The organism is Nocardia sp. GCM10030253, from assembly GCF_042675075.1.
GTDB lineage: Bacteria > Actinomycetota > Actinomycetes > Mycobacteriales > Mycobacteriaceae > Nocardia.
Map to the genome: position 1 here is coordinate 343,757 of NZ_JBHTDL010000009.1, position 26,285 is coordinate 370,041.

Genomic DNA, 26,285 nt, shown 5'->3' on the forward strand with positions numbered 1-26,285 from the left:
GACTACCTCCCGATTACTCGTCTACGAATATACGTCTACGAGTAATCGGGCGCAAGGGCTCATGCGTTGGCGGGTTCGCGTTCCTGGGCCGCTTCGTCGAGGAGCTTGGTGGCGATGTTCTCCAGCGCTCGATCGAGCAGCGCGCGATCGGCCGGGTCGCTGTAGTCCCAGTCCTCGAGCTCGGTGTTCAGCCAACGCCGCCACGATGCCTTGATCCGGTCCACCTCAGCCCGGCCCGTATCGGTAAGTCGCAGGCGCCCATCTTCTTCCGTGACATAGCCCGCGGCGATCACCTGGTCGTAGACGGGCCGGATCACCTCGGGCGGCACCTTGTGGGCGTGTGCGATCGCCGCCGGCGTGGCCTCGCCGCGGACCCGCATGTGCATGTACACCTGGCCGAGCGCCCATGCCCATCCTGGACTCAGCTCCGACCCCGAGTCCGCGAGAATGCGCGGCCCGATCGGCCCCCCGACGTGCACCTTGCGCATCGCGCCGGAGACCGCGCGTTCCAACTGCACCACGCGGTCGGGGGAATCGGGCACCGAAAAGCCCTCGCCCACATCGGAAGCGCCCGCCCGGGCGCTGTCACGCAACGGCACTTCCTTCAGGAACCAGGCGACTACGAAACCGACGAGCACGACCGGCACCACCCACAGGAAGACGTGGTCGATGGACTTCGCGTAGGCGTCGATGATCGGCGCGGCCAACTCAGGCGGCAGGGCCCGCAGCTCCCGCGGATTCGCCGCGACCGAGGGCGGCACGACCTTCACCTCCGTCAGCGCCGCGGTCAGATCGGTGCTGATCCGGTTGGTGTACAGAGTGCCGAATATCGCGGTGCCGAAGGCGCTGCCGAGGGTGCGGAAGAACGTGACGCCCGAGGTGGCGGTACCCAATTGCGCGTAGGGCACGGTGTTCTGCACGACGATGGTCAGCACCTGCATGGCAAGGCCGATGCCGAGACCGAGGATCAGCATGTACAGCGATTCCCGCCAGATGCTGGTGGTCTGGTCCATCGTGGACATCAGATACAGCCCGACCGCCATCATTGCGGTGCCGACGATCGGGAAATACCGGTAGCGACCGGTCTTGCCGACGATCTGACCGGACAGGATCGAAGTGAACAGCAGACCCGCAACCAACGGCAGCGTTCGCACACCGGACGCGGTGGCCGACACACCCTTCACATATTGCAGATAGGCGGGCAGATAGGTCAGCGATCCGAGCATCGCGAAGCCGACGATGAAGCTCAGGATCGAGCAGACCGTGAACACTCTGCTGCGGAACAGACCCATCGGCAGCATCGGTTCCGCCGCCCGCAATTCGACCGCGACGAAGGCCGCGAGCAATATCACCGCGGCGGCGAACAGGCCGAGGATCTGCCAAGAACCCCACGGGTATTCGGTGCCACCCCATTCCAGCCCGAGGATGAGACTGGAGACGCCGAGCGCGACAAGCCCGATGCCCGCGTAGTCGATGATCGGTTTGATCGCGGCCCGCACGCGCGGGATGGTGCGCGCGGCGAGGACGATCATGATGATCGCGACGGGCACATTGACGTAGAAGCACCAGCGCCAGCTCGCGTGGTCGGTGAACAATCCGCCGAGTGTCGGGCCGATCACCGTGGTGACGCCGAAGACCGCGCCGAGCGCGCCCTGATACTTGCCGCGCTCGCGCAGCGGGATGATGTCGGCGATCAATGCCATCGCCGTGACCATCAAGCCGCCCGCGCCGAGGCCCTGCACGGCGCGCGCGATGATCAGCAGCAGCATGCCGTTGGCCATGCCCGCGATCATCGAGCCGACGATGAAGATCAGTGCGCTGAGCTGGAACACCAGCTTGCGGCCGAACAGATCGCCGAGCTTGCCCGCCAGTGCCGTCGCCACCGCCTCGGCGAGCAGATAGGACGTGACCACCCAGGCCATGTGCCCCGCGCCGCCGAGATCGGCGACGATGGTGGGCAGTGCGGTGGAGACGATGGTCTGGTCGAGCGCGGCCATCAGCATGCCGAGCACGATGGTGCCGAACACGATATTTGTCCGCGCCCGGCTCAGCGGCGCGGGCGCGGACTTCTCGGCGACTGCACCGGTCATCGATTCAGTATGTGCCGAATCAGCGACCAGACGGGCGCGACACGAGCCACAGGCAAACGGGGGGCTACCGACCGGACGCTCAGCCCGCCGCTGCCTCGAGGATCACCTGGGCGACCGCGTCCGGGTTCGACACCATCACCGCATGGCTGGCGCCGGCGACCTTGGTGGTCTTCGCGCCCATCCGATCGGCGAGCACCTCTTCGAGCTGGGTGCCGATGATCAAGTCATTGCCCGCGACGACGTACCAGCTCGGGAATTCGCGCCAGGCGGGCGGACCCGAGATGAAGCCGAAGCGCGCCGCGTCGCTCGGACCTTGGACAGCGGCCATGATGCGGGCCTGAACCGGATCGACGTCGAAGGCGAAGTACTCGACGAACATGTCCTGCGGGAGGGTGACCCTGCCCTGCGGGTCGGTCACGAAGTACTTCGCCGCCGGTGGCTGACCGAATGGCTCACCGAGCGCGGTGACGGTTTCCCCTTCGTCCGGCGCGAACGCCGCGACGTAGACCAGCGACTTCACATTGGAAGCGCCGTGTGCGGCATTGGTGATGACGCAGCCGCCGAAGGAATGCCCGACGACGACGGTCGGGCCTTCGAGGTTGTCGAGCGCCTGACGAACCCTTGCCACATCGTCGGGGATCGACGACAGCGGCTGCTGGGCCGCCACCACATGGTGGCCCGCATCCTGCAGTATCGGGATGACACGGGACCAGGACGAGCCGTCGGCGATAGCGCCGTGCACGAGCAGGATGTTGACCATTGCGGAACCTCCAGGATCGTGGGTAATCGGGAACTTGCCGAACAACACTCACGAGCTACCGCACCGCTCGCGGGCAATCTTTCCGCAAATGTTCCTATCGCGCTCCACATTCACCGAAGCACACCAAACGAAAATCGAACCTTCCGGTCAGACTGCCCGCACCGCGTAGTCGGCAAGCGACGGCTCCAGCGCGTCGAAAGCCACCTCGATGTACCCGCGCAGCGCCGCGGCGATCTCGTCGTTCGACTCGCCCGCGAGCGTGCGCCGCATCGTCTCGCCGAACAGCACCCGATGCACCCCACCCAGCAGCGCCGCCACCACCCGAGGCGTGATATCGCCTGGCGCAGCGCCGGTTTCGGCCGCGAGTGCCCGCGCGAGCGCCGCCTCCCGCTCCTCGTGGAATTCGCGCAGTCGGGCGACCAGCGCCACACTGCCCGCAATCATCCCGGCGAATTCGGGACCGGAGAATCCGACAACCGGATCCTGATCGGCGGCCGCGGCCAGGTAGGCACGCCGCAGCGCGGCAAGCGCGGACTCCCCCGGCTCGCGTTCGCGGACAGTACGGCCGAGCTGATCCACGAATACCTCGCCCATATCCAGCGCGAGGTCCTCCTTGCGCGGGAAGTAGTTGGTGACCGTCATCTTGGCGACCTCGGCGGCCGCGGCCACCTCCGCGATTGTCACCTTGTCGAATCCGCGCTCCAGGAACAACAGCGTGGCCTGATGCGAGATCTTCTCCCTGGTCTGCTGCTTCTTTTTGGCCCGGAGCCCCACTTGCTCGGCACCCGAATCGAGGGTCTGTGCACTCATGTCGACCAGGCTACATGATCTCGTCATAAATTTGTGCTTGACATATTTTTAGGTCTGATCTAAGTTTGCCTTTGTCGCCGAGAGACGACGAAGACGAAGGAGAAACCGGATGCCCCACGGTCACGACGTAGCAGCCCCGACCCGCACCACGATTCAGACCACCCACGAGGGAGCCGCAACCATGGCCGAGTACCGCACCACGCAGAACACCCTGGACGCCGCGATTCGCGGGATGCTCGAGCAGGGCTCCTCGCCGGAGGCCGCCGAGACCACAACTGCGCGATCCGCGAATCACGCAGCCGCCCAACAGACTCGCACCACAACCGGATTCCCGGGCGGCACCAACGGCCGCCGTAGCCGTCAGTCCACCACCGTGCCGCACGGGCAGGGGTTCCACGCGCAGCCACGTCGCCCGCTGCGGATTCCCGGCCGCTGAGCCGCATAGGCCGCCGAACCGCACACCAGCCGGTAGTCGATCCGGCCCACCCGCATCGACTACCCGGCATCCCCTCCTCGCTCGACCGAAAGGCGCACCCGTGACCCAGATCTGCACCGCTCGCCCCACCCGCACCGCCTACGGCACGGTCAGCGAGGACCCCATCAAGGACTACCTGCGACAGATCGGGCGTACCGCGCTGCTGACCGCTACTCAGGAGGTCGAGCTCGGCGAGCGCATCGAGGCGGGCGTGCTCGCCCAGCAGCGCCTGGACGAAAGTGCCACCACGGGAACCGAACTCGCCGCCGCCGAGCGACGCGCACTGCGCCGCGCCGCCGCCGACGGTCTGCGCGCCAAGGATCAGATGGTCCAGGCCAACCTGCGCCTGGTCGTCTCCGTCGCCAAGCGCTACCCGACGCCGACCGGCATGTCGCTGCTGGATCTGATCCAGGAGGGCACGTTCGGATTGATCCGTGCGATAGAGAAATTCGACTACCGGCGCGGGCTCAAGCTGTCCACCTATGCCACCTGGTGGATCCGCCAGGCGATCGGCCGCGCGCTGGCCGACCAGGGCCGCACCATCCGCATCCCGGTGCACGTGGTGGAGGTGCTCAACCGCGTCACCCGCACCCAGCGCACGCTGTCGCAGCAATTGGGCCGAGAGGCGACCGCCGCGGAGGTGGCAGCCGAGCTCGACCTACCGGTCGCCCAGGTCCGGGAAGTGATGCGCCATGGGCGCGAACCGATTTCGCTGCACACCCCGATCGGCGAGGACGACACCGAACTCGGCGGGCTGATCGCCGACGATGCTCGCGGCCCGGCCGAGCTGGTGGCCGAGAGCTTGTTGCGTGGTCACCTCGACGCGGCGCTCGCGACGCTCACCGACAAGGAGGCCGAGGTGATCGGGCTGCGCTTCGGCCTGGATCGCGGCGAGCCGCGGACCTTGGCCGAAATCGGCAGCGCCCTCGGCGTATCCCGCGAACGGGTCCGGCAGATCGAGGCCAAGGGCATGGGCAAACTGCGCAGGCCGTCGTGCACTCGCGTGCTGGAGGGGATGCTCGCCTAGCGCGGTATTCCGGTGGCGGTCATGGCGTTTCGATCAACGCGACCGCCACCGGAACGAGCACCTCGACCAACGCGTCGACCGGTGGACGCGGGTCGGCGAGCAGCCACTCGTGAGCGAGTCCGTTGATCGCGCCGATCAGGGCGCTGGTGCTTAGCCCGGGCCCACCGCGCACCCGCCCGCCCTCGGCGACGGCGGGGACCACCATGGATTCCAGCACCGTCCCCCAGGAGTGGCGACGCTCGCGACGGTGGCGTTCCATTCGCTCGCTGACACCGACCACCTCGATGAACGCGACCTTGGCCCGGTACGGGTCGGTGCCCACCGACTCCAGATAAGCGGTCAGGACCGTAGTCATCGCCGCGGTCATGTCGAAGCGCGGATCGAGTTCCTCAAGCGCCGCCATGATGGCCACCGCAGCCTCGTCCTGGATGCGGTCGTATGCCGCGATCAAGATGTCTTCTCTGGTCTGGAACTCCTCATAGAACTGCCGCTTGGACAATCCGGCCGCGGCACAGACATCGGCGAGCGAGCAAGCGGGGTATCCACGTTCGGCGAAAATCCTTGTCGCCGCATCGAGGAACCGCAGGCGGCGCTCAGCCTTCCGCTCGGTGACGGCGCGACCGCCGTATTGCCTGCCCACCGTGGTTGTCACGTCTTCACGTTAGCGAAGCGGGACCGGCAGTGCCGTAGCCGCTCGGACTCCGGATCGCCCCCGGCTGCCGAGAAGCGTCTTGCAGGGTGACCGTCGCCACATGTTTAATGTGAGACCATCCGGGATCACATTCCTCCCGGTTGGACGAAGAGGTTCATCTTGCCCGCACTATTCACTTCCAAACGCCGGCGAGCGATGGTGGCGACACTGGCCACCCTCGCCGGTCTGCACTTCGCGGTGGCCGCCCCGGCGCCCGCGGATCCGCCGGTCCAGCCCGCGCTGCCGTTCCCGATTCCGCCGACGCCACCAGGATTCGATCCGGCGTTCTACCGCCCGCCTCCCGAGACCTACCTGGACAAAGCTCCCGGCGAGCTCATTGCCGCACGGCAGGTGCATCTGGCCAACCTGTCGCTGATACCGGTCAATGTCGATGCCTGGCAGCTGTCCTACCGCTCGACGAACACCCGCGGCGAACCGATCCCCGCGGTCGCCACGGTGATCAAGCCGCGCGGCTACGTCGCCGATCGGCCGCTGTTCTCCTACCAGATCGCCGAGGACTCGACCGGCAACTACTGCATGCCGTCCTACCAGCTGCAGATGGGCTCGATCCCGGCGACCATCACCGGTTCGACACTGGTGGCCGCGCAATTCCTCGAGGTACAGGCCGCGCTGGCGCAGGGTTGGGCCGTGGCGATCCCCGACCACCAGGGCCCTGACTCTGCCTATGCCGCGGGCCCGCTGGCCGGGCGAATCACCCTCGATGGCATCCGCGCCGCAGTGAACTTCGACCCGATGCAACTGTCCGGAACACAGACCAGGGTCGGCCTGATGGGCTACTCCGGAGGCGCGATCGCGACCGGCCATGCCGCCGAGCTGCGCCGCGAGTACGCACCGGAATTGAACGTGGTCGGCGTCGCGGAGGGCGGCATCCCCGCCGATCTCGCGGCCGCGCTGAAGCTGGCCAATGGGAACCTGTCGTCGGGCCTGATCATGGCGGGCGCACTCGGCGTTTCCCGCGAGTACCCGGCGCTGCGCAACTTCCTCGACCGGCACATGAACCCGCTCGGGCGGGTCATGCTGGTGGCCAAGGACCAACTCTGCGCCAGCTACCAGGCGGCGCTGTTCCCGTTCGGCAACAATCTCGGCATGCTCGACGCCGATCCGTTCAGCGATCCGGCCGTCGCCGAGACGCTGGCGAAAACCCGGATGGGACAGCAGGTTCCGGATGTGCCGATGTTCATGTATCAGGCCAATGCGGACTGGCTGATTCCGGTCGGACCGGTGAACGCGGTGGTCGACACCTACTGCCAGGATCCGAATGCCAGGGTCGAGTACACCCGGGACCACTTCAGCGAGCACCTCACTCTCGATCCCATCGGCGCACCGCGGGCGCTGATGTGGCTGAAGGACCGCTTCGCGGGCACTCCGGTCGCCGCGGGCTGCTCCACCAGCGATGTCGGCTCGATGATGCTGGACCCGGTGACCTGGAAGGTCTGGGAGGAAACCGCGGGCGCCACGCTGGCCGCCGCATTCCAGCAGCCGATCGGCAGCGGACGCTGATCGATTTCGCCCCGCGCGACCGAGTGTTTTCAGTCGCGCGGGGCATTGTCGTCTGAGACACTCGAGTCACGAACCGGCGATTCCACTTCCCACAGAACTTACTCCAGAGTAAGGTCGGGCCATGGCGTGGAAACCGACAGAAGTACCCGACCAGAGCGGGCGCACCTTTATCGTCACCGGAGCCAATGGCGGCCTCGGCGTCGAGACCACTACGGTGCTGGCGAGCAAAGGTGGCACGGTGATCATGGCCTGCCGCAACGCGGAGAAAGCCAAGGCGATCGCCGACCGCATCGACGGCGATGTCCGCGTCGAGGTGCTGGATCTCGCGGATCTGGCCTCGGTGCGCCGATTCGCCGACAGTACCGGCGAGTTCGACGTATTGATCAATAACGCCGGGCTGATGAACGTTCCGTTCTCGCGCACCAAGGACGGGTTCGAAACCCAGTTCGGCGTCAACCATCTCGGCCATTTCGCGCTGACCGGGTTACTGCTGGACCGGATGCGCGACCGAGTGGTGAGCATCGCGAGCATCGCCCACAAGCAGACCCCCAAGCTGTGGATCGATGATCTGAACTACGAAAACCGTCGCTACCAGCGCAATCTGGCCTACGCCCAGTCCAAGCTCGCGAACCTGATGTTCGGCAGGGAATTGCAGCATCGACTGGCCGAATCCGGTTCCAGCAAGCGGTCTTACACCGTGCACCCCGGCGTCTCGGCCACGGATCTGTTCGCCAAGACCGAGACCCCGATCGACCGGATCAGCAAGCCGTTCATCCGTCTGATCGGCCACTCCCCTGCCAAGGCCGCCCATTCGACACTGTTCGCGGCCACCATGCCGAATGCCGACCCGGATACCTACTGGGGCCCGACCCGGTACTTCCAGAGCCAGGGACCGGTGGAGGCCGCGCCGTCGAGCAAGCTGTCGAACAACCGGGAGTTGCAGCGACGGCTGTGGGAAGAATCCGAGCGGATGACCGGGATCACTTACAGGTTCTGACGAAGGCTGTCGGCTGTGTTGCCGATGGGCCGGAATGAGCCAGGTCAGTCCACAACAGAGAGCACGATCTTGCCGGTAGCGCGCCCACTTTCACTGATCTCGTGCGCCTTGGCCGCCAACTCCAGCGGCAGCACCGTGTCGACCCGCGCCCGCAACAAACCGGCCTCGGCAAGCGCCGCGACCTCCCGCATCCCGGCCTGATCGGCCTCGACGATCATGAATCCCGCCCGAAGACCTTGCGCGCGGGCCACTTCCGCAAGCTGCGCCTCGGCAGGCGAGGCGAGTGAAACGACGATGCCGCCGGGACGCAGGGTGCGCAGCGAACGCGGCCCGTATTCGCCACCGATGGTGTCGATCACCACATCGACATCGCGCACGGCCTCGGCGAAATCGGTCTGCGTGTAGTCGATCACCTCATCGGCACCGAGTTCTCGCACGAAGCCGACCTTGCCTGTGCTCGCTGTAGCGATCACGTACGCACCCCGCGCCTTGGCGATCTGCACCGCGAGATGACCGACGCCGCCCGCCGCGGCATGGATCAACACTCGCTGCCCGGCTCGCACATCGGCGGTGTCGACAAGCGCCTGCCATGCGGTCAGCGCCGCCAGCGGCAGCGCCGCCGCCTCGACATGCGAGAGCCCGGCGGGCTTGCGCACCAGATGCCGTGCGGGGGAGGTCGCGTACTCGGCGTAGGTGCCTGCCGGTAGCGGCTGGCGCGGCATACCGAAGACCTCGTCACCCGGCGCGAACAAGGTCACGCCGATGCCGACCGCCTCGACCACACCGGACAGGTCCCAGCCCAGCCGAATTGCCTTGCCCGCCAAGCCGCCGCTGGCCCGGTGCCACACGTCTGTCGGATTCACGCCCGCCGCATGCACGCGGACCAGAACCTCGGCGGGACCGGGCTCCGGCCGCTCGACCTCGACCACCCGCAGCACCTCGGGCCCACCGAATGCGTCCTGACCGATAGCGCGCATCGCACATCTCCTGCTCTCCGGGGCCGTTCCCTGGTGGACGGCCGCGCAGGAACAAGATTTCCGGATGCGACGACCCGCGACGAGTGGCGAGAAGGCCAATATGTGAAAGGATCTTGCCATGCCAGTCTCCGCCTTGCACCGCGTCGTCGTTCTGGCCCTCGACGGGGTCTACCCCTTCGAACTGAGCATCCCGTCGAGGATCTTCGGCACCGCCTACGGCACAAATGGCGAGCCGCTCTACGAGGTCATCACCTGCAGCCTCGACGGCAAGCCGGTATCGACGGACTACGACTTCACGGTCGCCGTGCAGCATGGACACGAGGTCATCAGCACCGCCGACACCCTGGTGATTCCGCCTTACACCCGCGATCCGATAGACGTGACGGACTGGCTGCCAACGGAATTGGCCGAGGCGATGGCCCTGCTGCGTCCTGATGCCCGCATCGTGTCGATCTGCACCTCGTCCTATGTCCTCGCCGCGGCGGGCATGCTCGACGACCGTCCCGCGACGACCCATTGGAACCGGGCCCACCACTTCCAGCAGATGTTCCCCGCGGTCGACGTCGACGCCAACGTGCTGTTCGTCGACGACGGCCGCGTGCTCACCGCGGCGGGAGCGGCCTCCGGCATCGACCTCTGCCTGCACCTCCTGCGCCGCGACCACGGCAGCGAACTCGCCAACCGCGTCGCGCGGCTGTGCGTGGTGCCGCCCTGGCGCGAGGGCGGTCAGGCGCAATTCATCGAGCGCCCGATGCCGCAGGTCACGACGTCAACCACCGCCGCGACCCGCGAGTGGGCGCTGCGGCATCTCGATCGCACGGTGACCCTGGCCGAGTTGGCGGCACACGCACGGATGAGTGTCCGCACCTTCTGCCGCCGCTTCGTCGACGAGGCCGGGATGCCACCCGGCCAATGGCTGACCCAGCAACGCGTCGAATTCGCCCGCCGCCTCCTGGAAACCACTGAATTGCCGATGGACCGAGTCGCCGCCGCAGCGGGTTTCGGCACCGCGGCCTCGATGCGTCAGCACCTGACCGCGGCCATCGGCGTGTCTCCGACGGCCTACCGGCAGACCTTCCACGCCACTGCGGGCCGCTGACTTCGCTTGCGCCCGGACCTACCTCCGGCTGGCGCGTCGATAGCCCACGGCAGCGGGGATGGCGAACACGGCGATCGCGCCGAGTGACCAGATGATCGTCAGGGTGAGTGGTCTGGCGAGCGGGCCGCCGAGAGCCAGTGCGCGCATTGCGTCGACCGCGACCGAGAGCGGCTGGTTGCGCACCACCGGCTGAATCCACTGCGGGTAGGCCGCGAGCGGGACGAAGCCGGTGCTGAAGAACATCAGCAGCGAGCTGATGATGGTGATGCTTTCGACGAGGGTCGCTTTCGCGGTGTAGACGGCGATCGCGGTGACGATGGTGGCGAAGGCGAGTCCGAAAAGTACTGGCACCACCAGGAATACCAGCGCCGAGAGGGCACCCTGCTGGAAGCGGAAGCCGAGCAGGTGGCCGACGATGACGACGATGACGGTGCCCGCGACGATGCGACAACCCTCGGCGAGGATTCTGGCCACCAGGCCGGACGCGCGATGTACCGGCAGCACCCAGAATCGGGCGAGCAGACCGGCATCGCGCTCGCGCCCGAGCATCACGCCACTGGCCACCGCACCGGACAACGCGCCGACGATGGCCACCATCGGCACCGAGCCGTAGAGCGCGTCGCCGCCGGTGAACTTCTCGATCTGACCGCCGATCACGGTGTCCAGCATGAACAGCAGCAGGCACGGAATGATCAGCGTCTCCAACAGGGCAACCGGGTGGCGCACCGCGCGCAGCAGCAGCCGCTCCGTCTGCAGAATCGTGTGCCGCACCAGCGCGACAGGCGATGCCTCCGAACCACTCACGATGGGCGTCGTAAACAGCGTCATCACGCCCTCCTCGCGCTCAGTCGGATGGTCACCGGGATACACACGACAAAGATTACGAACACCCACAGCAGCGGCGGGCCCATGAGTGACCAGGTCACTTCGCCCGCATTGCCTTTGGTGTCACCCGCCAGCGCCCGCAGCGCAATGGTGAACTGCGAGACCGGCTGGTTGCGCACGAACGGCTGCACCCACTGCGGAAACTGGCTTGCCGGAGCCAGACCCGTCGACAACATGCCGAAGATCAACGGTGGCAACACCAGTGCCTGGGTAACGGTCTCCGGACTCTTCGACACCGTCCCGATGACATCCGCGCCGAGCGTAAATGCGATGCCTATGAGCAACGAAAAAGCCAGGAAACCAAGCGTGTGGAGGGCGTCGAGCCGGAAACGGAAGCCGATGACGTAACCGCACACTATCCCGGCGGCCAGTGCGATGAGCAGTCGAAAGATATTGCCGGACATGCGCGCCGCGACGGGCACGAGCGGGCCGATGGGCATCGCGCCGAACCGCCGGTCCAGCCCCGCGACGGAGTCGGAGGCGGCGCGGAACGCGGCCGCGATGGCTGTGAACGCCGCCGCCTGCAGCATGACCAGCGGCATCATGTACTGGGCGTAACTGCTGAAGCCGGTGCCGGAGAAGGTCATCACGGTCTTCAGCGGGATGTAGAAGCTGGCGGTGAAGGCCGCAGGCGCGAGGATCGACGACAGCACTTCGCCGGTCTTGACCGACGGCACGATCAATCGTGAGGTGAGCACCCACCACTGCTGCACGGTGACCGGGGTGGCGCGCGCAGACGTCAGCCAGGTACCCGCCGTCACGACTTCGCCTCCCCGTCCGTCGATGCCAAATGGCCGGTCAGTTGCAGAAATACATCGTCGAGGGACGGCCTGCGCAGCGCGATGTCGACCAGTTCGATACCGGCTCCGTCCAGCCGCCGCAGCGCCTCCGCGAGGGTCTTGGCACCATCGACCGCCGGGATCGCGATGCGGTCCGAAGCGGGTGTCAGCGCGGTGCGGGTCTCCTCCGGCAGCAGCGATCCGAGCGCGGCGGCGATGGCGGGCAGATCCTTCAGGTCCAGCGGCACCACCTCGCAGTAGCTGCCACCGGTCCGCGATTTCAGTTCGTCGGCGGTGCCCTGCGCGATGACCACACCGTGGTCGATCACGATGATCCGGTCGCAGAGCGCGTCGGCCTCCTCCAGATACTGGGTGGTCAGCAGGGTGGTGATGCCGTTCTTCTTGAAGCTGGACACGAGATCCCATACCCCTTGCCTGCTGCGCGGATCCAGGCCGGTGGTCGGTTCGTCGAGGAACACCACATCCGGCCGAACCACGAGACCGCAAGCGATGTCGATGCGCCTGCGCATGCCGCCCGAGTAGGTGCCGACCCGGCGACCTGCTGCGCCGACCAGATCGAATTCGGTGAGCAGTTCGTCCGCGCGCGCCTTGGCCGACCGCTTGCGCAGACCCATCAGCCTGCCGAACAGCACGAGATTCTCGTAGCCGGTGAGCATGTCGTCGAGTGCGGCGAACTGCCCGGTCAGCATGATGGATCGGCGGACCGCCGCGGGATCGGCGACGACGTCGTGCCCGGCGACCAGCGCCCGACCCTTGTCCGGCGCGATCAGGGTCGACAGGATATTGACCGTCGTGGTCTTGCCCGCGCCGTTCGGACCGAGGATGCCGAGCACCTCCCCCTGTGTCGCCGCGAAATCAATCCCGCGCAATGCCTGCACGGTGCCGAAGGATTTCTCGATGCCCTCGACGAGCACTCCGGTATCGGAACTCATCGCCTGCCTCCCAACTGCTCGTCGAGTACGCGGGCGATGGTCGCCAGCGCGTGTGGTGCGGTCAGTTCGTCATGGGTCGCGTCGACGTCGACGTTGGTGATCTCGCCGGTGACGTACGGTCGCCAGCCATCCGCGCCGAAGATGTCCGAGGTGTCCACGGTCGCGTGGAAATACAGCGCGTCGCCGTGGTAGACCGGGCGCTGATAGCCCGTTCGGGTGCGCGCCGATGCGTTATAGGAGTTGGCCATTCGTTCGAGGGTGGCCGCGTCGATGAGCGACACGCCGCCCATCCGGTCGCGGATCAGATCCGCCGCCTCCCGCGCAGTTGCCTCGGCAGGCACATCGTGGATGCCGAATACCGAGCCGAAGGCATTGACGAACGCACCCGCGGTGAGCCGCTCGATGCTGTCGCCGTCGATATCGGCGGTGTCGGCGTCCAGCAGGGCCAGCACACCGACCGCCGCGCCCGCCTGTTCCAGTCTGGTAGCTATCGCCTGCGCGATCAGCCCGCCGAAGGACCAGCCGAGCAGGTGGTAGGGGCCCTCTGGTTGCACCCGGCGGATCTCGCCGACGTAGCGGTCGGCGAACTCCTCGATGGACCGAACCGACGGCGCTCCACTGAGATCCGGAGCCTGCAGGCCGTAGATCGGCCGCCCCGGCGACAATGCGTCCGCCAGTCCCAGATAGGTCCAGGCCATGCCGGACGACGGGTGGACGCAGAACAGCGCCGGTTCGTCGCCGCCGAGTCGGATCGGCAGCAGCACGTCCAGCCCGAGTCCGCCGGGCGTGGCCTCGGCGATAGGTTGCGCGGCGAGGGCAGCCTCCTCGGCGGCCGCCTGCTGTGCCTCCGGAGTCAGTGCGAATTCCGCTGCGGCACCCAGCACTTCGGTCCACACCTTGGCCAGTTCGTCGATATCACCGCGATCCAGCAGGGTTTCGGGGTAGCCGATGCTCACGTGCAGTCGATCGCCGAGAACGACGGCGTTGATGTCGATCTCGGACATCAACGGGACATCCGGATGCTCGGCGACGTGCAGGTCGCCGAATTCGTCGGTCGGCAGCCAGCCGAGGCCTTCCAACCCTGGCGGAATGCTCGACGTGGCATACCGGCCGAGGTAGTTGAAGCTGACCCGCCCAGGCAGCCGTTGCGGCAGTTGTTCCGCCGCGGCGGAATTCAGGTATCGCAGCAGGCCGAAACCGATCCCCTTGTCCGGCACCGCCCGCAGCTGGTGTTTCACCGCGCGGATCGCCGAACCCATCGCCGCGCCGCCGACCAGCGCGGCGTCGACATCGACCTCGGCGAGGTCCAATCGCACCGGATAGATGCTGGTGAACCATCCGACCGTCCGCGAGAGATCGGCACCGGGAATCACCTCCTCCTGGCGACCGTGCCCTTCGAGCCGGATGAGCGCGGACCTGCCCACCTCGGCCGGCGGGTGCGAGGCTGAAATCCCAGTGTCACCAGCGGATTCCGAACGAGCTCGCCAGCGCACCACAGCCAAGGCCAGTGTGGCGAGCAACGCATCGTCGGCACCTCCTTGGAAAAGCGCCGGCAGCGTCGTCAGCAGTGCGGTGGTGACCTCGGCGGACACGTCGAACTCGACCATCCGCATGGTGTGCGCCTGATCTATGGCCGGGTCGAGCTCGCGGGAGCCGATCAGCGGATCGGGCCCATCCACGACATCGCGCCAGTAAGGGAGCTCCGCCGTCCGCGCGTCCCGGTGCGCCTCCTCGGTCAGCGCATGCGACCAGCGGCGCATGGAGGTTCCGGTCTCGGCAAGGATCGGTGTACCGCCGGTGGAGATCTGGGCCCATGCGGCGATCAAGTCCGGCACCAGGATTCGCCACGACACACCGTCCACGACGAGGTGGTGCGCGACGATGATCAGGCGTCCCGGCCTGTGTCGCGTACCCGCGTCGCCGACCGGATCGAGCCAGATCAACTGCAGGACCACACCGTTCGCCGGGTCCAGCCGGTTCAGCGCGGAATCCACTTCCGCGATGGCGTATTCGCGGACGTCCAGGGTGTCGGCATCGGCGTCGAACTCGATCCGATGCACGAGCGCGTCCACGTCGATCGAGCCCGGTTCGCCGACCCGCATCTGCCATCCGGCCGCGGAGTCCCGGTACAGCCCGGCGCGCAGCATGTCGTGCCGGTCGATCACAGCCGCGAAGGTTGCGACGAGCTGCGTGCGCTCGATGCCGACCGGCAGCTCGAGGACCGCCGTCTGGGCGAACCGGTCGAAGTTGCCGCCGCGCCCGATCATGTACCGCACGATCGGCGTCAGCGGCAGCTCACCCACCCCACCGCCTGGCAGTTCCTCCAGGGTCACCACTTCGCCCGCGGCGTCGGCGAGCGCGGCGAGCGCTTCGACGGTGCGGTGCTCGAATATCTGTAGTGGCGTGAGCACCAGGCCGTGCATCCGTGCCCGCGACACCAGTTGGATCGCGAGAATACTGTCGCCGCCGAGCGCGAAGAACGAATCGTGCACGCCGACCTTTTCGCGACCGAGCAACTCGGCATAGATCTCGGCAAGCCGCTCCTCGGACGGCGTTTGCGGTGCGCGGTATTCGGTCTCGACATCGTCGAACACGGGATCCGGCAGCGCACGGCGATCGAGCTTGCCGACCGCGTTGATCGGGATCTCGTCGAGGACGACGAACGCGGACGGAACCATGTACGCGGGCATGGTCTCCTCGGCGAAGGCACGAAGTTGCGCGAGGTCGAGCGCACCGCCTGCGGCAGGAACCACATAGGCCGCCAGTGCGGTCGAACCGGCGGGTCCCCGAACGCCCAGCGTCACCGCGAATTCCACGCCGTCGGCCCGTCCGAGCACGGCGTCGATCTCGCCGAGCTCGATGCGCTGGCCGCGCACCTTGACCTGGAAGTCGGTCCGGCCGATGTACTCCAGTTGCCGGTCCCGCGTCCACCGGACGAGATCGCCGGTGCGGTACATCCGCTCGCCCGGCGCACCGAACGGATCGGCGACGAACCGAGTCGCGTTCAGCTCCGGCCTGCCGTGGTACCCCCGCGCCAGCGCAGGCCCCGCCATGTACAGCTCGCCCGGCACTCCGATGGGGACCGGACGCAACCGATCATCGAGCACCAGGACCGCGGAACCACGAATCGGCAGACCGATGGTCACCGGAGCATCCGCGGCCAGCATCGTGGAACTCGTTGCCCAGATGGTGGATTCGGTGGGGCCGTACAGATTCGCCATGATGCGCCCCGGTGCCCACCGCTCGACCAGTTCCGTGCCGACCGCCTCACCGACCACCGCGAGCACCCGCACGCCGGCCACCTCGGCGGGGTCCATCGTCGCCAGCGCCGACGGCGTGATCACCATATGCGTGACCTGCTCGGCTTCGACCAGTTCGGCAAGTGGGCTGCCGCCGAACACCTCCGGCGGCGCGACTACCGACGCACCACCCGAGCCGAACGCCATGAACGCCTCGAACAGCGAGGCGTCGAAGCTCGGTGAGGCCACCTGCAAGACCCGTGAGTGCTCATCCAGTGCGAGCAGTTCCTTTTGCGCCGCAATCAGATCGGCGATGCCCCGATGCGAGATGGAGACGCCCTTCGGCGTTCCCGTCGACCCGGAGGTGTAGATCATCCAGGCGCGCTGGTCCAGATGAACAGGGCCGAGCAGTTCGTCGTCCCGCAGCGCACCGTCGCCGACGCCCTGCATGCGCGTCGCGAACTCCGCGTCGTCGAGCACCAGCCACCGTGCGCCGTCGGGCAATTGCGCCCGGTGCGCGGTGACGGTGAGTCCGAGCACCGCACCGGAATCGGTGAGCATGTGCTCGATCCGGTCCGCCGGGTACTTCGGATCGACCGGCAGGAAGGCAGCACCCGCCTTCGCCGCCGCCCACATCCCGACGAGAAATTCGGCGCCGCGAGTGAGGCTCAGCGCGACAACGGTTTCCGGCCCGGCACCGGCATCGACCAGCACCCGCGCGAGTTGGTTGGCGCGTGTGTCGAGCGCACGATAGGTCGTGGTCTGCCCGTCGACGACCAGCGCGGGACGCTCCGGATACGTCGCCGCCGACGCCGCGAGAACCTGCGCGAGCGTGGCCGTGCCGCTGCTGTCGAACCCGCGAACCGGAACCAGTTCCGCGCGCTCGGATTCCTCGAGGATGTCGATATCGGCGATGGCCTGATCACTGTCGGCGACCACCGCGTTCAGCACGCGCTGCCACCTGGCCACCAGTGTTGCCGCGGTGGACTCGTCGAAGAGATCCGTCGCGTAGGACAGCACACCGCTCAGCCCGGCCGGTTCGGTCCCCGAGAGGTGTTCGCGCAGATCGAGGGTCAGGTCGAACTGCGCCGTATCCCGGTCGAGGTCCTCGACCTCGATGCGCAGGCCGGGCAGCTCCAACGTCGGCTCGACGAAGTTCTGCAGCGACAGCGACACCTGGAAGATCGGGTGATGCGCCGTCGAACGTGTCGGATTCAGCACCTGGACAAGTCGTTCGAACGGCACATCGGCATTGCCGAACGCATCGAGGTCGCTCGACCGCACCGCGGCGAGGAACTCGCGGAATCCGGTGTTCGGGTCGACCGCCGTGCGCAGCGCCAGGGTGTTGACGAACATGCCGACGAGGCCGTCGAGGGCCTCCTCGCCGCGCCCCGCGATCGCCGTCCCGATCACCACGTCATCGGTGCCGCCGAGGCGGGCGAGCAGTACCGCGAGCGCGGCATGCACGACCATGAACAGGCTGACATCGGCCGTGGCCGCGAGCTCGTTCAAGGCGCGGTGCAATGACGGGTCGATCACGAAATCCACGTCGGCGCTGTGCATCGTCTGCACCGCGGGCCGCGGGCGATCGGCGGGAATCTCGAGCAGGTCGGGTGCACCGGTGAGCGCGCCGGTCCAGTAGCCGATCTGCCGCGCGGCCACCGACTCCGGATCGCTCTCGTCGCCGAGCAGTTCGCGGTGCCAGAGGGCGTAGTCCGCGTATTGAACGGCCGGTGGCGTCCCCGCGGTGCCCGCGGAATAGGCGGTCATCAGGTCGCCTGCCAGCGGCGCCATCGACGAACCGTCGGCGCTGATGTGATGGACGACGAGCACCACGACATGGACTTCTGGCGCGATGCGCAGCAATCCCACTCGCAGCGGCGGCGCGGTGACGATGTCGAATCCGGTCCCGGCCAGTTCGGCGATCCGCTTGCGCAGCGGCGCACCGTCTTCGGTGTCCAGCACAGTGAGCGCGGGCAGCGCGGTCGCGCTGCGCAGGACCACCTGTCGCGGTCCGTCGGCGTCGGCGGGGTATACGGTGCGCAGGCTTTCGTGCCGGTCGACGACATCGGCTACCGCCGCGCGCAATGCCTCGACATCCAGCGCGCCGGTGAGCCGCAGCGCCACCGAGATGTTGTAGGCGGGTGACCCGGGATCCAACTGATTGAGCACCCACATGCGCTGTTGGGCGGGGGACAATGGAATCCGGTCCGGCCTGATCCGCGGCGCGAGCACGAACCTGCTCCGATCGCCACCGGTGGCGGGCACGATCCGCGCCGAAAGCTGCGCGACAGTCGGTGCGTCGAAGAGATCCCGCAATGCGATACGCGCGCCGAGGACCGAATTGATCCTGGCGACAACGCGAGTCGCACTCAGCGAGTTGCCACCGAGCTCGAAGAACGATTCGTCGATACTGACCCGCTCGGTGTCGAGCACATCGGCGAACACCTCCGCGGCGGCCTGCTCGACGGGCGTGCGCGGCGCGAGGTAGGCGCGGCGCGAGACCGAGAAGTCGGGCACCGGTAGCGCATTGCGGTCCAGCTTGCCCACCGGGGTCAGCGGAACCTCGTCCAGCGCGACGAGATAGCCGGGGACCATGTACCCGGGCAGCGTGGTCGCGATCTGGTTGCGCAGCTGCTCGGTATCCAGTTCCACTCCCGCGACGGGGACCACGTAGGACACCAGCACGGTCTCCCCCGCCGGTCCGGTGCGGCCGATCGTCGCCGCGTATTCGACCCGCTCGTCGGCCGCGAGCACCGCGTCGATCTCGCCGAGTTCGATGCGCAGGCCGCGAATCTTCACCTGGAAGTCGCTGCGGCCCTGGTAATCGAGCTCACCTGGCAGGTCAGGCACCCACCGCACCATGTCGCCGGTGCGGTACATTCGCTCGCCGGGCGCACCATGCGGATTCGCCACGAATCGTCCGGCGGTCATCGAGAACCGATTGAAGTAGCCGCGGGCCAAGGCTGGCCCAGCCAGATACAACTCGCCGGTGATGCCTACCGGGACCGGACGCAGCCAGGTGTCCAGCACCATCACCGCCGCACCCTGGATCGGGCCGCCGATGGTGACCGGCTCGCCGATCCGAAGCTCGCTGGGCCCGGTCGCCCAGATACTGAATTCCGTAGGCCCGTACAGGTTCATCATCCGGCGTCCGGGCGCCCACTCGGCCGTCAGCTCCGGGCTGATCGCTTCACCGGCCACCGACAACATGCGCAGCTGGCCGAGATCGCGCGGATCCATGGTGGCCAGCACCGACGGGGTGATCACCGCGTGAGTGATCCGTTCGGCTCGGATCAACTGCTCGAGTGCGCTGCCGCCGTACACATCCGGCGGCGAGAGCACCAACTTCCCGCCCGTTGCGTGCGCCATCAGCAGCTCGAACACCGACGCGTCGAAACTCGGTGAGGCGACCTGCAATACGCGGGCGGTCGGGTCGAGATCGAGCGAACCACTCTGGGTCGTCACCAGATTCGCCAGGCCGCGATGGCTCAGCAGCACCGCCTTCGGCTTGCCGGTGGAGCCCGAGGTGTAGATCAGGTACGCGGTCTGCTCGATGTCGATGGCGCGGCCACGCTCTTCGTCGGTGATGGGCGCGGCGGAGACGGTCATCACCTTCCGGATGGTGTTGAGGTCGTCGAGCAGCAGCCAGTCGACGGTGCCGGGCAGCGACTCACCGGTCGCGCAGACCGTCACACCGATCGGCGCCTTGGAGTCGGTGAGAATGTGCTCGATCCGCTCCGGCGGGTAGCTCGGGTCCAGCGGCGCGAAAGCCGCACCGGTCTTGGCCAGCGCCCACACCGCGACCACCGACTCCATCGAGCGGGTGAGCGCGAGCACGACGAAGACCTCGGGGCCGACACCGCGCCGCAGCAGTACCCGGGCGAAGCGGTTGGACCAGGCGTCGAGTTCGCCGTAGGACATGGTCAGGCCGTTCGCGCTGACGGCGATGGCATCCGGATCGATCGCCGCACCGGCGGAAAGGACGTCGGGCAGCGTGCGCGGCGGCATCGGCTCGGCACCGCGGACCGGCAGCAATGCGGCGCGTTCGTCGCGGTCGCAATGCTGCAGCAGCGCCACTGCCCGCTGCGGGTGCTCGGCGATCTGTGTCAGCAGCAGTACGAACCGGTCCAGGAATCGCCGCGCCGCGACCGCATCGAGCTGGTCGGCCATGAACTTCACGGTGATCCGCAGGCTGTCGCCCTCGGACCCGCCGTGCAGCGGAATGACCATGAGGTTCAGCGGATACGGCGTCGCGTCGGTCCCCGCCACATCGAGCACCCGCATGCCCGCGATATCCAGCGACTGCGACAGCACTTCCCGATCGATCGGGTAGGACTCGAAAACGGTGAGCGTGTCGAACAGTTCGGCAAGCCCGACGGCCTGGTGGATCGCGGCGAGCCCGACGTGCTGATGGTCGAGCAACCGCGCCTGCTCGGACTGGATGCGGGCCAGCAGATCGACGACTCGCTCGCCCGGCTCCAGACGCACCCGCACCGGCAGCGTATTGATGAACAGTCCGACCATGTCCTCGACGCCTGCCAGCTGCGGCGGTCTACCGGACACCGTGCCGCCGAAAACCACATCGGTCCGGCCGGTCACCATCGCGAGCAGCAGCGCCCACGCAACCTGCACCGTCGTGTTGACCGTCGCTCCGGCGTCGCGCGCGGATTTCTCCAGCCGCGCAACGGCATCGGCGGACAGATCCACCGAAACCATGCCGGATTCGGTCGATTCGATCCCGGCCAGGGTCGGCACCGCACGCGTCGGTGCATCGATCCCGGCCAGCGACTGCTTCCATGCCGCGATCGACGCCGCGTTGTCCTGCCCGTCGAGCCAGGACAGGAACTCCCGGTACGAGGGGGCGGGCGGCAGTGCGGGAATCCGGCCCTCGGCGCCGGAGGCGATGTAGATCGCCAGCAGCTCGCGCACCAGCAGCGGGGTCGACCAACCGTCGAGCACCAGATGGTGATTCGTCATCACCAGCGTGTAGTCCTCGACCGCGGTCCGGATGAGGGTGAACCGCAGTAGCGGCGGACGGGTGAGGTCGAAGCGGGTGCTCGCGTCGACCGCGATGAGGCGTTCCAGTTCGCGGTCGCGGTCGACACTGTCGGTGATCGCGCGCAGATCGAGGTCGTACCACCGTATTTCGGCGGTCGCGAGCACGAGCTGGCGTGGACCGTCGTCGGTCTCCACGTAGGCGACCCGCAGATTCTCGTGCCGCTCGACCAATGCCTGTGCGGCCGAACGCAAGCGGGCCTCATCGACGCGACCGGCGAGGGTGAGCCGGGTCTGCACGGTGTACCCGTCCGCGGTGTCGGAGTCGTACCAGGCGTGGAAGAGCAAGCCGTACTGCAGCGGCGACAGCGGCCATACGTCGGCCAGATTCGGGTAGGTCTGCTCCCAGGTGTTCAGCTGGGTCACAGTCACCGGGACGAGGTCGAAGTCCGACGGCGTGTGGCCGCCGGAGCCCGCGGTCCGCGCATGGGTGGCAAGGGCGCGCAGCGCGTCCGCCCACAGGTCGGCGAGCGCACGCACCTGCGCCTCGTCGAGAAGCCGTGACGCGTAGCCCCAGGTCACCTCGAGCTCGGCGTCGGTCATGATGGCGTTGATGTCGACTACGGCCGCCAATGGCGCTCGGTCGTCGTTCGTCGCGGCGAATCGGTCCGGCTGCCAGGTCGCGCCCGCGCCACCACTGGCCGCGCGCCCCAGGTAGTTGAAGCTGATCTGCGGTGTGGGGGCATCCGCGAGGGCCGCGGTGGTCTCGGGATTCAGGTAGCGCAGCATGCCGAAGCCGACGCCCTTGTCCGGGATCGCCCGCAGCTGCTCCTTTGCCGCCTTGATCGCGGCTCCCGCGGCGGGACCGCCCGCGAAAGCGTCGTCGAGATCGATACCCGTCAGGTCGATCGCGACCGGATAGACACTGGTGAACCAGCCCACCGTGCGGTCGATGGCGGCGTGCGGCAGCACCGCCTCCTCCCGCCCGTGTCCCTCCAGGGTGAGCAGCACGGCCGTGCGCTCACGCCAGCGGCACACGGCCATGGCGAGCGCGGTGAGCAGTGCATCGTCCGCGCCGCAATGGAATCGGTCCGGCACCAGCTCGAGCACGGCGCTCGCCACCTCGGACGGCACCATCGTTCGCACGTCCGCCATGGTCGCGACCACGTCGAGCGCCGGATCCATGGCGCGGGTACCGATTTCCGGGTCGGGGGTGGCCAGTATGCGCTGCCACATCGGCAGTTCGCCGGCCCTGCCGACCGCCGCTTCGACCTGACCGTGCGCCCAGCGCCGCATCGACGTGCCGACCGGATCGAGCGTCCCGCCGATCCAGGCGGTGATCAAGTCGGGCAGCAGAATTCGCCAGGACACGCCATCGACAACGAGGTGATGCAGCACCAGCCACAGCCGCGGAGCGGCCTCCGGCGACTCGATGAGCACCACCCGCACGACAACGCCCGCGGCGGGATCGAGCAGATCGGCCGCGCGCTGCAACTCGCGCTCGCAGGTCTCGTCCAGATCAGGACCTGCGGCGACAACGTCGATGAGGCCGTCGGCATCGACCGAACCCGTCTCGCCGACAACCCATTCCCAGCCCGCGTCCGTTCGCCGCAGCGTGCTGCGCAGTACGTCGTGGTGATCGATGAGGGTCGCCACTGCCTTGGTCAGCTGAGCCCGTTCGACACCATCGGGCAGGCCGATCAGCACGGCCTGGCTGAACCGCTGCCACGGGTCGCCGTGCTCCAGCATCGCGTGCACGATCGGTGTGAGCTCGACGGTACCGACCCCACCACCCGGCAGTTCGCGCACCTGATGCGCGGCAGCGTCGGTGGCGATGGCCGCCAGCCCGGCAACGGTCTTGCGCTCGAACACATCTCGCGCGCTGAAGGACAGACCGGCCACACGCGCCCGCGACACCAGCTGAATGGACACGATGCTGTCGCCGCCGAGCGCGAAGAAATTCTCGTCGACGCCCACCGCATCCAACCCGAGCACCTCGGCGAACAGTGGTGCGAGCACTTCCTCGTTCGGCGTGCTCGGGGCGCGCCGCACGGTGGTGCGGGCGCCGAAGTCCGGTGCGGGCAGGGCCCTTCGGTCTACCTTGCCGACCGGGGTGAGCGGCACGCTGTCGAGCACCATGACCACCGACGGCACCATGTGCGCCGGAAGTGTCGTGCCGACAAAGGCTTTCAGCTCCTCCGGATGCACCTGCGCGCCCGGCTTAGCGAGCACATACGACACCAGCGCGGTGGCGCCGGACGGGGTCGTGGCGCCGATGCTGATGGTGAAGTCGATGTCGGGGTGGCGCTGGAGGGCGGCGTCCACCTCGCCGAGTTCGATGCGGAAGCCGCGCACCTTCACCTGGAAGTCGCTGCGCCCCACGTAGTCCAGTTCGAGCCTGCCGTCGCGCCGGTGCCAGCGCGCCAGATCTCCGGTGCGGTACATGCGGGCGCCCGGCTCATAGGGGTTGGCGACGAACCGGCTCGCGGTGAGGCCGTTGCGCTGGTGATAGCCGCGCGCGACGCCATCGCCCGCGAGATACAGCTCCCCGATCGTGCCTGCGGCCACCGGCCGCAGCCACGGATCGAGCACGACGGCCGATACGCCACGCACCAGGCTGCCGATCGTGACGGGTGCGTCCGGCACCATCGGCGCGGTCAAGGTCACGGTGATGGTGGTCTCGGTGGGCCCATACCCGTTCAACAGCGCGCGACCGGACCACTTCGCCACCAGCTCGGGCGGGCAGGCGTCGCCACCGACGATGACGGTGCGCAACTGGGGCAGTGTCGCGGGCTCGAGCGAACCCACCACGGCGGGAGTCACATTCAGTTGGGTGACACCGTATTTCCGGAGCACCTGCGCCATATCCTCGCCCGCGTACGCCGACGGCGGTACCACCGCGACCGTGGCGCCGACGGCGAAGGCGACGAGCAGTTCCTCCACCGATATGTCGAAACTCGGCGAGACAGCGTGCGCGACAACAGAATCGACCGTCACGCCGAAGCTCGCACCGGAGCCGGTCGCCAGATTCGCCAGTCCTCGATGCGGCACCATGACGCCCTTGGGCAGGCCGGTCGATCCTGAGGTGTAGATGACGTAGGCGGTCTGATCCAGGAGCACCGGCGCGGTGCGCTCCGCATCGGTGATCGGCGACGAATCCTGCATTGCCACACTGTGATCGGTCGCGTCGTCGTCCATGACCAGCCAGGTCACCCGGTCCGGCAACGACTCCCGCGCCGCGGCGACGGTCAGACCGGCGACGATCCCGCTGTCGCCGACCATGTGCTGGATCCGGTCCGCGGGATAGTTCGGGTCGATCGGCACGAACGCCGCACCGGTCTTCGCCACCGCCCACATCCCGACCACGGAATCGAGCGAGCGAGGAATCGAGATCGCCACCGTGCGCTCCGGTCCCGCGCCCGCCGCGATCAGCAGGCGGGCCAGCCGATTCGAGTGTTCGTCGAGCTCACGGTAGGTCATCGCGACTTCGCCGGCCCGAAGGGCGATCGCGTCGGGGTCGACGGCCGCACCTGCGGCCAGGATATCTGGAAGCGTTTGCGGGACAACACCGTTCGGCCCGTGCGCGGGGACAAGTTCGGCCTGCTCGTCATCGGAGACGACCTGCACCGTCGACAGCGGCGCATCCGCGCCCGCCGCGAGGAACCGGGACAGGAAGGTGCCGAATCGGCCGTGGTGCGCGACCAGCTCGGTGTCGCTGTAGAGATTCGGGTTGGCCTGGAAATCGATGTGCGTGCTCTCGCCCGCCACACCGGGGTACACGTTGACGAACAGGTCTTCGATCATCCCGGAGGTGAGCACATGCAGTCGCCCGGTGACCGACCCGAGCCGGATCCGGGAGTCCATCATCATCAGGTTCACCGTCGGACCGAACGAGGCCGCCTCGTCCAGGGCCCAGCCGAGATCGCGAACGATGTCTTCCTGCCGATAGCGCGGCCGCCGCAGGGCGCCGGTGAGCTCGCTCTGCGTCGCGCGGATGAGCTCGCCCACCGTCGCGGTCGGATTCAGCGTGAGGCGCAGCGGAACGACATTGGCGACCATGCCGCCGGAGCGCCGCAATGACGCCGTCGTGCGCGCCGACACCGGCAAACTCAGCACCACCTCGGGTGCGCCGGTCATGGCGGCGAGGTACGCGGCGAACGCGGCCACGATCACCGGTGCCGTGCTCGACGAACTCGTCTTGGCGACGGCATCGAGCAGTTCGGCGCTTTCCGTGGTCAGCGCGCCGCTGACCAGCCGCGGATGCGCGTCGACGTCGGCGAAACGGCCCGCCAGATTCACCGGCTCCGCCATCCCGGCCAGGTGTTCGCGCCAGTACTGCCGGTCGGCCTCGAAACGCTGCGAATCGCGATAGGCCACATCCGCGTCGACGATCTTGCGCAGGTCCTCGGCCTTGCCGGTGGGGGCCTCCTTGCCCTCGATGCCCGCGTTGTAGAGGTCCATCGTGCGCTGCAGCATGGTGATCGCACCGACACCGTCGAGCACGATGTGGTGGATTCGCGAATACCAGTACCAGTGGTCGTCGGCGAGGCGCAGCATCTTGACATTGCACAACCGGTCGCGCAGCAGTTCGAGCGGCGCGGTGTACTCCGCACGCATCCAGGCCTGCGCCGCCGCCTCCGGATCGGGTTCGGCGCGCAGGTCGATGGTGGTGATGCGGTCGTCCAGGGTGGTGTCGATGACCTGGAACGGGGCGTCGTCGACCTCGATAAGGCGCAGATAGCCGGTGCCGAACTCGCGCCCGGCCTGACGCGCCGAGGTAGCCAGTAGGTCGAGGTCGACCGATCCGACTAATTCGACGTACTGGGCGATGGAAATCGGGTTGTCACCAGCAAAGTGCTGGGCGAACCAGATTCCACGTTGGGCCGCGGACAGCGCGAACGCACCCGCGGGCAAACCATTGCTCGCCGCGACCGGCGAGAGGGATTGCTGCTGCATGGGGATTCCTGCCAATGTCCGATACTCG

14 protein-coding genes are annotated in these 26,285 nt (G+C 67.6%); 5 read left to right on the plus strand and 9 right to left on the minus strand.

Translation table 11 applies throughout. The features are described from left to right. Positions 1-59: 59 nt before the first annotated feature. The 3 genes from ACFQZZ_RS22295 to ACFQZZ_RS22305 form a co-directional block, all read right to left on the minus strand. Positions 60-2,090: a DHA2 family efflux MFS transporter permease subunit gene (locus ACFQZZ_RS22295; RefSeq protein WP_378683938.1), complete on the minus strand. Its 2,031-nt coding sequence runs from the start codon at positions 2,088-2,090 to the stop codon at positions 60-62. A gap of 79 nt (positions 2,091-2,169) precedes the next feature. Beyond that, on the minus strand, positions 2,170-2,850 hold the full coding sequence (locus tag ACFQZZ_RS22300; protein ID WP_378683940.1) for an alpha/beta fold hydrolase: 681 nt from the start codon (positions 2,848-2,850) through the stop codon (positions 2,170-2,172). A gap of 147 nt (positions 2,851-2,997) precedes the next feature. Continuing rightward, positions 2,998-3,660, minus strand: a complete 663-nt coding sequence (locus ACFQZZ_RS22305) for a TetR/AcrR family transcriptional regulator (protein ID WP_378683943.1) — start codon at positions 3,658-3,660, stop codon at positions 2,998-3,000. Between the two features lie 109 nt (positions 3,661-3,769). On the opposite strand from ACFQZZ_RS22305, the gene ACFQZZ_RS22310 reads away from it, so the two are divergent. Both ACFQZZ_RS22310 and ACFQZZ_RS22315 read left to right on the plus strand, forming a co-directional pair. Beyond that, positions 3,770-4,096 carry a hypothetical protein gene (locus tag ACFQZZ_RS22310; RefSeq protein WP_378683945.1) on the plus strand — a complete coding sequence of 109 codons (327 nt, stop codon included), beginning with the start codon at positions 3,770-3,772 and terminating at the stop codon, positions 4,094-4,096. A gap of 100 nt (positions 4,097-4,196) precedes the next feature. Then, positions 4,197-5,162, plus strand: coding sequence for a sigma-70 family RNA polymerase sigma factor (locus tag ACFQZZ_RS22315; RefSeq protein ID WP_378683948.1), 966 nt, complete (start codon positions 4,197-4,199; stop codon positions 5,160-5,162). Positions 5,163-5,181: 19 nt separating this feature from the next. Here the strand turns inward: ACFQZZ_RS22315 and ACFQZZ_RS22320 are convergent, their stop codons facing one another. Beyond that, positions 5,182-5,814 carry a TetR/AcrR family transcriptional regulator gene (locus tag ACFQZZ_RS22320; protein WP_378683950.1) on the minus strand — a complete coding sequence of 211 codons (633 nt, stop codon included), beginning with the start codon at positions 5,812-5,814 and terminating at the stop codon, positions 5,182-5,184. A gap of 195 nt (positions 5,815-6,009) precedes the next feature. Here ACFQZZ_RS22320 and ACFQZZ_RS22325 point away from each other — a divergent pair, with 195 nt between their 5' ends. Both ACFQZZ_RS22325 and ACFQZZ_RS22330 read left to right on the plus strand, forming a co-directional pair. Then, complete coding sequence (locus tag ACFQZZ_RS22325) at positions 6,010-7,374, plus strand: lipase family protein (protein WP_378683953.1); 1,365 nt, start codon at positions 6,010-6,012, stop codon at positions 7,372-7,374. 121 nt (positions 7,375-7,495) lie between these two features. Continuing rightward, on the plus strand, positions 7,496-8,371 hold the full coding sequence (locus tag ACFQZZ_RS22330; RefSeq protein WP_378683956.1) for an oxidoreductase: 876 nt from the start codon (positions 7,496-7,498) through the stop codon (positions 8,369-8,371). Positions 8,372-8,415: 44 nt separating this feature from the next. On the opposite strand, the gene ACFQZZ_RS22335 is transcribed toward ACFQZZ_RS22330, so the two are convergent. After that, positions 8,416-9,348 (minus strand): NADP-dependent oxidoreductase, encoded by a 933-nt coding sequence (locus ACFQZZ_RS22335; protein ID WP_378683959.1) that lies wholly within the window; start codon positions 9,346-9,348, stop codon positions 8,416-8,418. A 118-nt stretch (positions 9,349-9,466) separates the two neighbouring features. On the opposite strand from ACFQZZ_RS22335, the gene ACFQZZ_RS22340 reads away from it, so the two are divergent. Continuing rightward, entirely contained in the window at positions 9,467-10,447 is a 981-nt protein-coding gene (locus ACFQZZ_RS22340; protein ID WP_378683962.1) for a GlxA family transcriptional regulator, read from the plus strand. An 18-nt stretch (positions 10,448-10,465) separates the two neighbouring features. Here ACFQZZ_RS22340 and ACFQZZ_RS22345 read toward each other — a convergent pair whose 3' ends face one another. The 4 genes from ACFQZZ_RS22345 to ACFQZZ_RS22360 are packed head-to-tail and all read right to left on the minus strand — an operon-like array spanning position 10,466 to position 26,257. Further along, positions 10,466-11,275 (minus strand): ABC transporter permease, encoded by an 810-nt coding sequence (locus ACFQZZ_RS22345; protein ID WP_378683965.1) that lies wholly within the window; start codon positions 11,273-11,275, stop codon positions 10,466-10,468. Continuing rightward, on the minus strand, positions 11,275-12,093 hold the full coding sequence (locus ACFQZZ_RS22350; RefSeq protein ID WP_378683967.1) for an ABC transporter permease: 819 nt from the start codon (positions 12,091-12,093) through the stop codon (positions 11,275-11,277). Before ACFQZZ_RS22350 ends, ACFQZZ_RS22345 begins: the two co-directional genes overlap by 1 nt. Continuing rightward, entirely contained in the window at positions 12,090-13,064 is a 975-nt protein-coding gene (locus ACFQZZ_RS22355) for an ATP-binding cassette domain-containing protein (protein ID WP_378683970.1), read from the minus strand. The genes ACFQZZ_RS22350 and ACFQZZ_RS22355 overlap by 4 nt, the downstream gene beginning before the upstream one ends. Then, entirely contained in the window at positions 13,061-26,257 is a 13,197-nt protein-coding gene (locus tag ACFQZZ_RS22360) for an amino acid adenylation domain-containing protein (RefSeq protein ID WP_378683973.1), read from the minus strand. Before ACFQZZ_RS22360 ends, ACFQZZ_RS22355 begins: the two co-directional genes overlap by 4 nt. Positions 26,258-26,285 lie beyond the last annotated feature (28 nt).

What these genes read in the sequence shown, in the direction of transcription:
- ACFQZZ_RS22345 (WP_378683965.1), bottom strand. Translation starts at nt 11,275, where the DNA reads ATGACGCTGTTTACGACGCCCATCGTGAGTGGTTCGGAGGCATCGCCT.
- ACFQZZ_RS22335 (WP_378683959.1), bottom strand. Translation starts at nt 9,348, where the DNA reads ATGCGCGCTATCGGTCAGGACGCATTCGGTGGGCCCGAGGTGCTGCGG.
- ACFQZZ_RS22305 (WP_378683943.1), bottom strand. Translation starts at nt 3,660, where the DNA reads ATGAGTGCACAGACCCTCGATTCGGGTGCCGAGCAAGTGGGGCTCCGG.
- ACFQZZ_RS22355 (WP_378683970.1), bottom strand. Translation starts at nt 13,064, where the DNA reads ATGAGTTCCGATACCGGAGTGCTCGTCGAGGGCATCGAGAAATCCTTC.
- ACFQZZ_RS22340 (WP_378683962.1), top strand. Translation starts at nt 9,467, where the DNA reads ATGCCAGTCTCCGCCTTGCACCGCGTCGTCGTTCTGGCCCTCGACGGG.
- ACFQZZ_RS22310 (WP_378683945.1), top strand. Translation starts at nt 3,770, where the DNA reads ATGCCCCACGGTCACGACGTAGCAGCCCCGACCCGCACCACGATTCAG.
- ACFQZZ_RS22360 (WP_378683973.1), bottom strand. Translation starts at nt 26,257, where the DNA reads ATGCAGCAGCAATCCCTCTCGCCGGTCGCGGCGAGCAATGGTTTGCCC.
- ACFQZZ_RS22300 (WP_378683940.1), bottom strand. Translation starts at nt 2,850, where the DNA reads ATGGTCAACATCCTGCTCGTGCACGGCGCTATCGCCGACGGCTCGTCC.
- ACFQZZ_RS22325 (WP_378683953.1), top strand. Translation starts at nt 6,010, where the DNA reads ATGGTGGCGACACTGGCCACCCTCGCCGGTCTGCACTTCGCGGTGGCC.
- ACFQZZ_RS22295 (WP_378683938.1), bottom strand. Translation starts at nt 2,090, where the DNA reads ATGACCGGTGCAGTCGCCGAGAAGTCCGCGCCCGCGCCGCTGAGCCGG.
- ACFQZZ_RS22330 (WP_378683956.1), top strand. Translation starts at nt 7,496, where the DNA reads ATGGCGTGGAAACCGACAGAAGTACCCGACCAGAGCGGGCGCACCTTT.